The following is a 12,354-nucleotide window of genomic DNA, read 5'->3' on the forward strand; positions in this document are numbered from 1 at the left end:
TCCAGCGCCTTAACGGTGCACGGAATGTCGGTCTGACGATAGCGGGTTTTCACCGTGCAGCGCATTGTGCCGGTGAACGGTTCGCGATCGACCCAGTGCAGCTGTTGCGCCACCAGGCCAACGGACATCAGACGCGGGTGTTCATGACCCTGAGCAACAACCAGAATGTTGTTCTCGACGTCTTTATCCACCACGTACCACGGATCTTCCGTGCCTTCTTTCGTCCCGCCAATGCCCAGACCTTTACGCTGACCCAGCGTGTGGTACATCAGGCCCTGATGCTGGCCAATCTCTTCGCCATCAACGGTGATGATTTTGCCTGGCTGAGCCGGCAGATAACGACCGAGAAACTCGCGGAACTTACGTTCGCCGATGAAGCAGATACCGGTTGAGTCTTTTTTCTTGGCCGTAATCAGACCGAGATCTTCGGCAATTTTACGCACCTGCGGTTTTTCCAGTTCGCCGACCGGGAACAGGCTTTGCGCGATTTGTTCATGACCGAGCGTGTAGAGGAAATAGCTCTGGTCTTTATTGCCATCAAGTCCACGCAGCAGGCGGCTTTTGCCGTCGACGTCGGCGCGGCGCACGTAGTGACCGGTGGCGATATAATCGGCACCTAAATCTTCGGCGGCAAACTCGAGGAAGGCTTTAAACTTGATTTCTTTATTGCACAGAATATCGGGGTTTGGCGTACGGCCCGCTTTGTACTCTTCAAGGAACAGTTCAAAGACGTTGTCCCAGTATTCTGCAGCAAAGTTGACGGTATGCAGTTCAATGCCGAGTTTGTCACAGACAGCCTGCGCATCTGCAAGATCGGCGGCCGCTGTGCAATATTCCTCGCCATCGTCCTCTTCCCAGTTCTTCATGAACAGGCCTTCTACCTGATAACCCTGTTGTTGCAACAGCCAGGCAGAAACGGAGGAATCGACACCGCCGGACATGCCGACGATCACTTTTTTTGGGCTTTCAGACATAGGAATACTCACGACATTGAACTTCAAGGCGGCATATTCTAGCACGCAGCCCCTTACTTGACACCCTCTGTAAACGGCCAGTTAAATTCGCCGATCATCGCCAGCGGGTAGCGCTGTCCGCTCTGATAGCAACGAATACTCTCCGCAACCAACGGCGAACGCAGATTTGGCGCTGAGAGAACCTCTTCTGCGCTGACCCAGCGACAGCAATCTATATCGCTGTCATGAGGTTCAGTAGCGCACATATTGGCAAGCTCGATAGAAAACAGAAAACGTAAAAAGGGCGTTTTGTCCGGCGCGATCCATTGATGCATCCGGATGAAGTTTTGCGGCTGCGCTTTGATGCCCGTCTCTTCCCACAGTTCGCGAGCGGCGGCTTGCACCAGGGTTTCATCCGCTTCCAGATGTCCTGCAGGTTGATTCCACAGGGCTTTGCCATTGATTGTTTCCTCAACGACTAAGAACTTATCTTCTGCATGCACAATGCAGGCGACCGTGACGTGCGGTTTGAACATACCTGTTCCTTATTCAGTTAGTTGCATCCCGCCATTGACCGTTGGCGAGATTTTCCAGCGTGTAATCTCCCATGGCATAGCGGATGAGGCGCAGCGTCGGGAATCCAACATGCGCTGTCATACGACGAACCTGGCGGTTACGGCCTTCATATAAAGTAACTTTCAGCCAACTGGTGGGGATATTTTTCCGTTCCCGAATAGGCGGGTTTCTCGGCCACAGCCAGGTGGGTTCCTCTACTATTTCAATACCTGCGGGCAGCGTGGGACCATCATTGAGCGTCACCCCGGTACGCAGCGCATCCAGCGCTTCTGCTGTCGGCTCGCCTTCGACCTGGACGTAATAGATTTTCCCCGTGCGCTTGCCAGGTTGCGTTAACCGCGCCTGCAGCGCGCCGTCATTGGTCAGCACCAAAAGTCCTTCGCTGTCCCGGTCGAGTCGGCCCGCAGCATAGATTCCCGGCACGGGAATAAAATCTTTTAACGTGCTTCTGCCCGCCTCGTCAGTAAATTGTGGCAAAACATCGTAGGGTTTATTGAACAAAACCACGCGTTTTGGCTGGTTTTCTTTACGCTGCCTGGTGACTTGTCGTGAGCTGAATCGCTCAACCCGGTGATTTCTAAAAGAAGTTTTTTGCATGGTATTTTCAGATTATATCAATTGCCGCATTATAGCCTAAGAACGAGTGTCTTTCATGGCGACGAACATTAGGGTAGTATTGACATGCTCATTACAAAACATTAACAAAAAATTGCTCTAACGCATTCGTGCAGCAGGACGCAAACGCACATGCAGCGCGATGACAGACGAGCAGAACCAGAAGCGCTCGAAGGAGAGGTGAATGGAAAGCAAAGTAGTTGTTCCGGCGGAAGGTAAGAAGATCACCCTGCAAAACGGCAAACTCAACGTTCCTGAAAATCCGATTATCCCGTTCATTGAAGGCGACGGTATCGGCGTTGATGTAACCCCACCGATGATCAAAGTTGTCGATGCTGCTGTCGAGAAAGCCTATAAAGGCGAGCGTAAAATCTCCTGGATGGAAATCTACACCGGCGAGAAATCCACTCAGGTTTATGGCCAGGACGTCTGGCTGCCTGCTGAAACCCTTGATCTGATTCGTGAATATCGTGTTGCCATCAAAGGCCCACTGACCACCCCAGTTGGCGGCGGTATTCGCTCTCTGAACGTTGCCCTGCGTCAGGAACTTGACCTGTATGTCTGCCTGCGCCCGGTGCGTTATTACCAGGGCACGCCTAGCCCGGTTAAGCACCCTGAACTGACCGACATGGTCATCTTCCGTGAAAACTCCGAAGATATCTACGCAGGTATCGAATGGAAAGCGGACTCTGCAGATGCCGAGAAAGTGATTAAATTCCTGCGCGAAGAGATGGGCGTGAAGAAAATCCGCTTCCCGGAGCATTGCGGTATTGGTATCAAACCGTGTTCTGAAGAAGGGACTAAACGTCTGGTTCGTGCGGCGATCGAATACGCCATCGCTAACGATCGTGATTCTGTTACCCTGGTACACAAAGGTAACATCATGAAATTCACCGAAGGCGCGTTCAAAGACTGGGGCTACCAGTTAGCGCGTGAAGAATTCGGTGGTGAACTGATCGACGGCGGTCCTTGGGTGAAAATCAAGAACCCGAAAACCGGTAAAGAGATCGTGGTTAAGGATGTTATCGCCGATGCGTTCCTGCAACAGATCCTGCTGCGTCCGGCTGAATATGATGTGATTGCCTGTATGAACCTGAACGGCGACTACATCTCCGATGCGCTGGCCGCACAGGTTGGTGGTATTGGTATCGCGCCGGGCGCGAACATCGGTGACGAATGTGCGCTGTTCGAAGCAACCCACGGTACTGCACCGAAGTATGCAGGTCAGGATAAAGTGAACCCAGGTTCCATTATTCTGTCCGCTGAAATGATGCTGCGCCACATGGGTTGGGTTGAAGCGGCTGACCTGATTGTTAAAGGTATGGAAGGCGCGATTAACGCGAAAACCGTAACTTACGATTTCGAACGCCTGATGGATGGCGCTAAACTGCTGAAATGTTCAGAGTTTGGCGACGCAATCATCGAAAACATGTAATCCAGATACTGGGTTGTGTGAAAACGGGAACCGAGAGGTTCCCGTTTTTTTTATGCCTGAACTCGCGGTTGCGTAATACGTAAACCACTAACAATTGCTGCCAGCGAGGCCAGAATGCCTGCGGCTATCAGCGAGACGTGCGTTCCACTGTCGCCAAACTGGTTTAGCATCAGCGCGACCAGCGCGGCCCCGGTACTCTGACCCAGCAAGCGCGCCGTCCCCAGCATTCCGCTCGCCCCACCGCTGCGTTCACGCGGCGCGGAGGTGATGATGGTGTGATTATTTGGGGACTGGAACAAGCCAAAGCCCGCGCCGCACAGAATCATCGGCCAGATGATATTAAAATCGGAGGGGGAAACGGGCAGCAGCACCAGCGAAAACAACCCACTGGCCATCAACGCCATGCCCAGTGCGCCCAACAGCCCGGCGTGAATGCGTTCAATCAGATATCCCGCCAGCGGCGCCATCACCATGGTTGCCAGCGGCCATGGCGTCAACAGCAGGCCTGTTTCGACCTCGCTGCGTCCGAGCACCGTTTGCATAAAGAAGGGCAGGGAAACCAATGCCAGCATTTGTGCGCAGAATGAACATATCGAGGTACAAATCGAGAGTGAAAACAGTGGAATGCGTAACAGGTCAACCGGCAGTAACGGCACCTCCAGCGCGAGCTGGCGTCGGATAAAGAAAAAACCTACCACCATAAGCGCCACAAGCTCGGCACCAATCAGTTTTAGCGACTGTCCTTGTGCAAAGCCGCTGAGCGCCGTAATTAACAAGCCAAACGTTAAGGCATTCATTATCGCACTGGGCAGGTCAAAGCGTGGTTTAGTGCCGCGGGACGCATTGGGCGGCAAAAAGCGCATCGCCAGCAACAGGGCAACTATTCCCAGCGGGACGTTAATTAGAAACAGCCATTTCCAGGAGGCAATAGAAAGAATTGCTGCGGCAATGGTCGGACCCGCAGCCGAGGAGACCGCGACGATAAAAGAGTTAATCCCCATCCCCCGCCCAAGCTGACGCTGGGGATAAATAAGTCGGATCAATGCCGTATTCACGCTCATTAGCGCCGCACCGCCAAAACCCTGGGCGACGCGAGCCAGCGTCAGCATGTGCAACGAATCTGACAAGGCACAAAATAGCGATGCAAGCAGGAACACGACCAGGCCACACTTATAAATGCGCCGGTAACCGAACATATCGCCTAAAAAAGAGAGGGACAGGAGCGAAACGACGATCGCGATTTGATAGGCGTTCACAATCCAGATTGAGCTGGCAGGTGAGGCCTGAAGATCGGCGGCGATAGTTGGCAGGGCCACGTTCGCTATTGCACCGTCGAGTACTGCCATAGAAATGCCAATAACAATGGTTAAAATTGCGCCATATCGCTGGGGCAATGGCAGACCATCGGCCTGAATTTTTTCCATAGAAAGTCGATATTTGTGGAATTTATGATGAGAGTAATAATTTTAGCATTGATATTCAGGTGTTAGGTCGCAGATTTGTAACTAAGTGAGCAAAGAGCGATTGCGAGGGTTGGTACGTGAAATTATAATAAAAACCGGTTCTGATTTTTATAAAACACTCGAAAGGGGTGATAAATGGCAATCGCAGATCTGGATAAGCAACCCGATTCTGTATCTTCCGTGCTGAAAGTTTTTGGCATTCTGCAGGCGCTGGGTGAAGAGCGCGAAATTGGTATTACCGAGTTGTCGCAACGCGTCATGATGTCGAAAAGCACCGTTTATCGCTTTTTGCAGACCATGAAAACGCTGGGTTATGTGGCACAGGAAGGGGAGTCAGAGAAATACTCACTGACCCTGAAATTATTCGAGCTGGGCGCGCGCGCGTTGCAAAACGTCGATCTTATCCGTAGCGCTGACATTCAGATGCGCGAACTTTCGCGCCTGACTAAAGAGACTGTACACCTCGGTGCGTTGGATGAAGACAGCATTGTCTACATTCACAAAATCGACTCTATGTACAATCTGCGCATGTATTCCCGCGTTGGTCGTCGTAATCCGCTGTACAGTACAGCTATCGGTAAAGTTCTACTGGCATGGCGTGACCGCGATGAAGTGAAGCAGATTCTGGATGGCATTGAGTACAAACGCAGCACCGATCGTACCATTACGAATACTGATGAATTACTGCTACTGCTGGATAAAGTACGTGAGCAGGGTTACGGCGAAGATAACGAAGAACAGGAAGAAGGCCTGCGCTGCATCGGCGTACCGGTGTTTGACCGTTTCGGCGTGGTTATTGCGGGGTTGAGTATTTCATTCCCAACGCTGCGTTTCTCAGAAGAGCGTTTACACGAGTATGTGGCAATGCTGCATACGGCAGCGCGCAAGATTTCAGAACAAATGGGCTATAACGACTATCCGTTCTAATCTGACGTAATCGCGAATGTAAAAAACCCCAAGTATTTTGTACCTGGGGTTTTTTATGAACAGTCATAACGTTACCTGGCGTAAAAAACGTATCGAATGTAATGTTGCATTATTAGCCGTTATCGATAATGACCGTGCTTTTCCTTAACAGGGGACAATCCGACAGGCCAATGATACCGCTACTGGTGTGGACGTACTGTGCCGTGCTGGTTCCACGGGCAGTCAGATATTGGCATTGCAGACCCAGACCGGCAGCATTCTCCTTACTTCCAATCAAAATTCCATAGCCGCTCAATAATAAACCGATCCAAACCAGAGCTAACAACACAATAGCGCGGATAATCAGACGCATTACAACCTCTTATCTTTTCTCATTGTTATTAGATTAGCCTGTACACGGTATGAAACAAGTCAATCATTCCTAAAAAGATTGAATGCCTATACAGTTAACGCTGGGTTTAGGTAACGCATGATAATTTATAGACATAAGATGTGGAGTTGAAGAGTGGAGCTGGAGTGAAAAAAATTCGCTGGGTAGTGCTGATTGTTGTTGTACTGGTATGCATACTGATGTGGGCGCAGGTGTTCAACATCATGTGCGATCAGGACGTACAATTTTTCAGCGGTATTTGTGCCTTCAATAAATTTATTCCCTGGTAAGCGCATTTTCGCAACAGTTGATTACCTTCTTGTGCGGCAGTGGTAAACTACACTGTCTACATTGAGGTGGTAAAATGAACGAAGTTTTGAATTCTGGCGCGTTGAGTTTTGCGTCTTTAGCGGTATCGGTGGTGGTTCTGATTGTTGGGCTTGTTCTTTGGTTTTTTATCAATCGGGCAAGTTCGCGTACTAACGAGCAGATTGAGCTGCTTGAAGCATTGTTAGATCAGCAAAAAAGACAGAACGCTTTGTTACGTCGCCTTTGCGAAGCTAACGAACCCGAGAAAGCAGCAGAGCCTACTGCACTGCCCATTAAGGATGAAGACGATGACATCATCCGCCTGGTAGCTGAGCGGTAAAAAAGGTATGGCAGGATGAGGAAAGGCTGTTGTTGTTCTCAGTTGCTTCATCCTGTCGTCAGCGCGTCAGATTATTTTCTTCTGTCCCCGTCGTGTAATTGGCGGCCGGGCAGTCATCTATTCTCAGTATTTTCAGATGCTCCGACTAATTAATATCTTATCCCCAGTCTGATATAAATATAATCTTCCATACGTAAAAAATATGATTATGTCATTTTTGTGATAACGATCGTTTTATTAACAGCGAAACGTTTCTCTTACTTTTTTTGTGCCTTGTCATCATTCTTTCATTATTTTGGTGCAAAACCAGAAGGCGGATCTCATTTTTACGCTTGTGACATTTTATGCATTACTAAGCATAAAAAATGATATCTGGCAGAACCCGTAACAGATAACCTGGAACAACTGAAGCTATTGAGCTATGGTAGAAATATCCCGGCTATGGCGCAAGTCAGGCGGGGATAGGGGAGAGAGGCGAGAATATAATTCTACTCGATCTGGCGCATAACTGTGCAGTTGCTGTTTGATGGACGACGGGATTTGTGCGACCGATCGAGACACGTTTAAAAATGGCTTGCCATTATTAACGTTGTATGTGATAACACGTTTTGGGTTAAACGAGGTACAGTTCTGTTTATGTGTGGCATTTTCAGTAAAGAAGTCCTGAGTAAACACGTTGACGTTGAATACCGCTTCTCTGCCGAACCTTATATTAGTGCCTCAAGCAGTAATGTCTCAGTTTTATCTATGTTATGCCCGCGGGCGAAGAAAATACTCTAAGGAATTTTGCAAATGGCAAAGATTAAAGGTCAAGTTAAGTGGTTCAACGAGTCTAAAGGTTTTGGTTTCATTACTCCGGCTGATGGCAGCAAAGACGTGTTCGTACACTTCTCCGCTATCCAGGGTAACGGCTTCAAAACTCTGGCTGAAGGCCAGAACGTTGAGTTCGAAATTCAGGACGGCCAGAAAGGTCCGGCTGCTGTTAACGTAACAGCTATCTGATCGACACCACTGATTTGAAGCGCTTTTGCGCATCCATCTCAGATATAAAGCCTCGCTTATGCGGGGCTTTTTAATTCAAATTACGTCAAAATATTACTGAATGCCCATCCATTAGCGCTTTGTTGCAAAGGCGTGATGTTCGTAGCATAGTTTTCCCCGCTTTCTTGCGGCATTTCCCGTTAAATCAGACACCTGAAAAACTATCTTGTTGGAGTTCGGGTGAAAAAGAAAAACGACGGCGATGCGCGCAATTTTACTCCCGTACGTTTTGCCCTGCTTTGCGTGGCAATATTATTGAGCCTTGGATTGCTGCTGGGGCGGGTTGCGTGGTTGCAAATTGTCACGCCGACGAATCTGGTAAAACAGGAAGACATGCGTTCCTTACGCGAGGTGTCCATCGCTTCGCCACGCGGAATGATAACCGACAGAGAAGGGCGACCGCTGGCGGTAAGCGTTCCGGTTAACGCCGTCTGGGCCGATCCGAAGACGATTATCAGCAAGGGTGGCGTTGGCTATAACGAACGTTGGCAGGCGTTAGCGAAGACGCTGCATATTTCTCTCAGCACGCTGGCTGAACGCGTTAACAGCAATCCAGCCGGGCGGTTTATCTATCTGGCGCGCCAGATCTCTCCTCAGCAGGCAGAATGGGTCGATAAACTGGATCTGCCGGGAATCAACCTGCGTGAAGAGTCCCGCCGCTTTTATCCCGCCGGACATGTTGCGGCCAATCTGATTGGTTTCACCAACATTGACGGTCAGGGGATTGAAGGGCTGGAGAAAAGCTTCAATAGCCAGTTGATGGGCAAACCTGGCTCCCGCCTGGTACGGAAAGACAAATTTGGCCATGTCATCGAAAATATCACGGAAGTGATGCCGGTGCCGGCGCATGAATTACAGCTCAGCATTGATGAGCGTTTGCAGACGGTTACTGAAGACGCGCTGGACAATGCCGTGACATGGAATAAAGCGGAATCAGGGGCCGCAGTGCTGGTCAACATTGCCACCGGCGAAATACTCTCCATGGCAAGCTTTCCCGATTTCAATCCCAATAACCGTGATGGCGCGGTACTGGATGATTTTCGTAATCGTGCAATTAGCGATACCTTTGAACCCGGTTCAACCGTAAAACCACTGGTGATTATGACCGCTCTGCAGCAGGGGATAGTACAGCCTGACAGCGTGATTGATACTCATCCTTTTATTGTTGATGGGCATCGCATCCGCGACGTCGGATTTTACCCGGAGCTATCGCTGACCGGGATTTTGCAGAAATCGAGCGATACCGGCGTGTCACACCTTTCGCTGGCGATGCCGGTACAGAAATTACTGAATACCTATAAAAGCTTTGGCTTTGGCGATCCAACCGGACTGGGTTTAACCGGGGAAAGCCGCGGATTAATGCCTCAACGCCGCTACTGGAGCGATCTGGACCGGGCAACCTTCGCATTTGGCTATGGATTAATGGTGACGCCGCTCCAGCTGGCGCATGTCTATGCCACCATCGGCAGTTTTGGTATCTATCGACCCCTTTCTATTACACGTATCGATCCGCCGGTAATAGGTACGCGGGTGATGCCGGAGGCGCTGGTTCACCAGGTTGAACATATGATGGAAAGCGTCGCGCTACCCGGCGGCGGGGGAACCAAGGCCGCGGTCAGAGATTATCGCGTCGCGGTTAAGACCGGAACGGCAAAGAAAATTGGCGATGACGGCAAATATGTCGATAAATATGTGGCCTATACGGCGGGCGTTGCACCAGCAAGCGACCCAAAGTTCGCGCTGGTTGTGGTTATAAATAACCCGCAAAACGGTGCTTATTATGGGGGGGCAGTCTCCGCGCCGGTATTCAGCCAGATAATGGGCGATGTCCTGCGTCTGGAAAACGTTAAGCCTGACGGTATGCCTGCCGACTCCGAGCATCTGCTGGTAATGCACGGCAGCAACGTATCCTCGCCGTCGCTGTAAGTTATTTTCCCAGGGCGCAATTCGCGTTACACTTGCGCCCTTAAGTCACCTGCCGGAGTTGTCATGTCGTTTTCCTGTCCTCTTTGCCACCAGCCTCTTACTCAAGCGAATAACAGTTTTGTCTGCCCTGGGCGGCACCAGTTTGACGTGGCGAAAGAAGGGTATGTCAACTTACTGCCGGTTCAGCACAAACGGTCGCGCGATCCGGGTGATAGCGCGGAGATGATGCAGGCGCGCCGGGCATTTCTCGATGCCGGACACTATCAGCCGCTGCGCGATGCAATTGTGGATGCGCTCACCCAGAGGTTGAGTTCAGAAGATGCCGCGATCCTGGATATTGGCTGTGGGGAAGGGTATTACACCCATGCGTTTGCCGATGCGCTGACGGGCTGTACAACCTTTGGTCTTGACGTTTCTAAAGTGGCGATTAAGTCAGCAGCCCGACGTTATTCGCAGGTGACCTTTTGCGTTGCCTCCAGCCATCGCCTGCCGTTTGCCGACGAGTCAATGGATGCCATCATCCGGATCTACGCGCCCTGTAAAGCGCCGGAGCTGGCTCGCGTGGTCAAACCGGGTGGCTGGGTTATTACCGCCACGCCGGGTCCGCGTCATTTAATGGAGCTGAAAGGGCTGATTTATGATGAGGTGCGTTTGCATGCGCCGCACACTGAGCAACTGGACGGTTTTGTTCTGCAAGAGAGTCTTGCGCTGGGGTATCAGATGCAGCTCAAAGGTAGCGAGGCCGTTGCGTTACTGCAAATGACGCCGTTCGCCTGGCGGGCAAAGCCGGAAGTATGGGAAACGTTAGCCGGAAAAACGACGTTTGACTGCCAGACAGACTTTAGTATTCATATCTGGCAGCGCCTGAATTAACCGTGGAAGTGTGCCCAGAGGATCTGGGCGCCAATACCTATCAGTACCACCCCGCCCAAAATTTCAGCTCGCTTGCCTAGCATCGGCCCAATGAAACGACCGATCATCATGCCGAGCGTGGACATAATCAACGTCGCGCAGCCGATGGCCAGCGCTGTGGCAATAATGTTGACCTGCAGGAAAGCCAGACCCACCCCGACGGCCATTGCGTCGAGACTGGTTGCAATGGCGGTGGTGACCAGCAGCCAGAAGCCATGGCGGCGCTGTGGCTCTTCATCTTCATCCCCGTCGTCGCGAAAGCCTTCTATTATCATTCGTCCGCCTAAAAAGATCAGCAGAATGAAGGCGATCCAATGGTTCCACTCCAGTACAAATTTGCTGGCGAGCATACCCATGCCCCAGCCAATGAGCGGCGTAAGCGTTTCAACGGCACCGAAAATAAGGCCGGTGCGCAGTGCTTCAGAAAATTTGGGTTTATGCAGGGTGGCGCCTTTGCCAATTGATGCAGCGAAAGCATCCATCGACATGCCGAAAGCAAGAAGAACAGTAGCGGTGAGATTCATAACAGCGTCCTGACCGGGGTATCCATAACACACATCACTGCCCCCAGTAACCATGCATACAGGCTGGAATCACTGTAAATACAGCGCCATTCAGGTATGCATTGCAGTTGATGTGCCTATGGTCTCGCCTGACTGAACCTGTAAGATCAGTCCGTACGCGCCACGTTTTTCAACGAGTATGTTGACACGTACATTTCCGGAGTCTGGAAATCGGCTACTCCCCAACGACGGGCGCAACCTTAACATATTTTGAGAATATAAAACAAGAAACGCAGAAATAATATTTGGCCTCTAATTGAAAACGATTTTCATTTAGATTTATTTATAAATAAAACGTTAAAATAAATAACATTATGAGCGGTGGGATATAGCCTTAGCTATGTTTATTTTTGAATGGATATATAAAAAACATAGTTCAGGCTATATTTGTAACTTACTGATTTGAAATTAAAAGTTTATATATGTTTTCGAGATCGTCTATATTCCGTACGCGAATCAGTAATCTTCGATGTTCTAATTGCATCACCAGGACGCCGTCTTCAGATAAATTCATCTCTTTAATCCGGTTATATTCAATCCAGACATTGGCGAAAAAAAAGCCTTTCTGTTTGAAGATGATTTTTGGCGTACGGATCCAAAACAGATACAGTCCCATCAATACCAGTGCACATAATAACCATGTGGTAAATTGCGCGCCGTGGCTGGTGATGTTGTTGTAGATAAGAATAGCAATCAAGCCAAGGAAGATAACGCTGTCGACTCTGCTACGAGGAAGCAGGGCGACAGACAGCAGAGTAGGGCCATTACGGCGGGGCATGATGAACTGATCGTAAATGGCATACGTCAGCAGCGAAAAGATAAAAAGAACCAGCACCAGGTCCGTGATAGTCATGAATCCTCAACCCTCTAAATAGAAAAACCGGGGGCAAGCCCCCGGTGATGTACAACAGTCTTACAGGCCGA

15 protein-coding genes are annotated in these 12,354 nt (G+C 50.2%); 8 read left to right on the forward strand and 7 right to left on the reverse strand.

Annotated features, from left to right (window positions below):
* The 3 genes from mnmA to rluE form a co-directional block, all read right to left on the reverse strand.
* Window positions 1–974 (reverse strand): tRNA 2-thiouridine(34) synthase MnmA (mnmA, locus tag FDW87_RS18035; protein ID WP_252363237.1); only part of this gene is annotated, 974 nt, incomplete at its 3' end.
* Between the two features lie 53 nt (window positions 975–1,027).
* Entirely contained in the window at window positions 1,028–1,489 is a 462-nt protein-coding gene (locus FDW87_RS18040; protein ID WP_016156801.1) for an NUDIX hydrolase, read from the reverse strand.
* Window positions 1,490–1,502: 13 nt separating this feature from the next.
* The gene (rluE, locus tag FDW87_RS18045) at window positions 1,503–2,126 is read right to left on the reverse strand and encodes a 23S rRNA pseudouridine(2457) synthase RluE (protein WP_016156800.1); all 624 of its coding nucleotides are present in this window, start codon (window positions 2,124–2,126) and stop codon (window positions 1,503–1,505) included.
* A 202-nt stretch (window positions 2,127–2,328) separates the two neighbouring features.
* On the opposite strand from rluE, the gene icd reads away from it, so the two are divergent.
* Window positions 2,329–3,579, forward strand: a complete 1,251-nt coding sequence (gene icd / locus FDW87_RS18050) for an NADP-dependent isocitrate dehydrogenase (RefSeq protein WP_003030769.1) — start codon at window positions 2,329–2,331, stop codon at window positions 3,577–3,579.
* 50 nt (window positions 3,580–3,629) lie between these two features.
* On the opposite strand, the gene FDW87_RS18055 is transcribed toward icd, so the two are convergent.
* On the reverse strand, window positions 3,630–5,003 hold the full coding sequence (locus FDW87_RS18055; protein ID WP_016156799.1) for an MFS transporter: 1,374 nt from the start codon (window positions 5,001–5,003) through the stop codon (window positions 3,630–3,632).
* A 174-nt stretch (window positions 5,004–5,177) separates the two neighbouring features.
* Here FDW87_RS18055 and kdgR point away from each other — a divergent pair, with 174 nt between their 5' ends.
* Window positions 5,178–5,969: a DNA-binding transcriptional regulator KdgR gene (kdgR, locus tag FDW87_RS18060; protein ID WP_016156798.1), complete on the forward strand. Its 792-nt coding sequence runs from the start codon at window positions 5,178–5,180 to the stop codon at window positions 5,967–5,969.
* Between the two features lie 112 nt (window positions 5,970–6,081).
* Here the strand turns inward: kdgR and FDW87_RS18065 are convergent, their stop codons facing one another.
* Complete coding sequence (locus FDW87_RS18065; protein WP_016153403.1) at window positions 6,082–6,321, reverse strand: YobH family protein; 240 nt, start codon at window positions 6,319–6,321, stop codon at window positions 6,082–6,084.
* Window positions 6,322–6,485: 164 nt separating this feature from the next.
* On the opposite strand from FDW87_RS18065, the gene mgrB reads away from it, so the two are divergent.
* From mgrB to rlmA, 6 genes are all read left to right on the forward strand, one after another.
* Window positions 6,486–6,629, forward strand: a complete 144-nt coding sequence (gene mgrB, locus FDW87_RS18070; protein WP_016153402.1) for a PhoP/PhoQ regulator MgrB — start codon at window positions 6,486–6,488, stop codon at window positions 6,627–6,629.
* A 74-nt stretch (window positions 6,630–6,703) separates the two neighbouring features.
* Window positions 6,704–6,988 carry a YebO family protein gene (locus FDW87_RS18075; RefSeq protein WP_016156797.1) on the forward strand — a complete coding sequence of 95 codons (285 nt, stop codon included), beginning with the start codon at window positions 6,704–6,706 and terminating at the stop codon, window positions 6,986–6,988.
* A 636-nt stretch (window positions 6,989–7,624) separates the two neighbouring features.
* On the forward strand, window positions 7,625–7,768 hold the full coding sequence (locus tag FDW87_RS18080) for a DUF2627 domain-containing protein (RefSeq protein ID WP_006684179.1): 144 nt from the start codon (window positions 7,625–7,627) through the stop codon (window positions 7,766–7,768).
* 12 nt (window positions 7,769–7,780) lie between these two features.
* On the forward strand, window positions 7,781–7,990 hold the full coding sequence (gene cspE / locus FDW87_RS18085) for a transcription antiterminator/RNA stability regulator CspE (RefSeq protein ID WP_001062678.1): 210 nt from the start codon (window positions 7,781–7,783) through the stop codon (window positions 7,988–7,990).
* 219 nt (window positions 7,991–8,209) lie between these two features.
* The gene (gene ftsI, locus FDW87_RS18090) at window positions 8,210–9,955 is read left to right on the forward strand and encodes a peptidoglycan glycosyltransferase FtsI (protein ID WP_137367350.1); all 1,746 of its coding nucleotides are present in this window, start codon (window positions 8,210–8,212) and stop codon (window positions 9,953–9,955) included.
* A gap of 63 nt (window positions 9,956–10,018) precedes the next feature.
* On the forward strand, window positions 10,019–10,828 hold the full coding sequence (gene rlmA / locus FDW87_RS18095) for a 23S rRNA (guanine(745)-N(1))-methyltransferase (protein ID WP_016156795.1): 810 nt from the start codon (window positions 10,019–10,021) through the stop codon (window positions 10,826–10,828).
* Here rlmA and mntP read toward each other — a convergent pair.
* A complete protein-coding gene (gene mntP / locus FDW87_RS18100; protein ID WP_016153398.1) occupies window positions 10,825–11,391 on the reverse strand; it encodes a manganese efflux pump MntP in 567 nt (188 codons plus the stop codon). The two genes, rlmA and mntP, sit on opposite strands and share 4 nt — an antisense overlap.
* A gap of 433 nt (window positions 11,392–11,824) precedes the next feature.
* A complete protein-coding gene (locus tag FDW87_RS18105) occupies window positions 11,825–12,283 on the reverse strand; it encodes a DUF986 family protein (protein WP_137380030.1) in 459 nt (152 codons plus the stop codon).
* Window positions 12,284–12,354: the final 71 nt, after the last annotated feature.

The sequence above is a fragment of the Citrobacter sp. wls826 genome (assembly GCF_005281245.1).
GTDB classification, from domain to species: Bacteria; Pseudomonadota; Gammaproteobacteria; order Enterobacterales; family Enterobacteriaceae; genus Citrobacter; species Citrobacter braakii.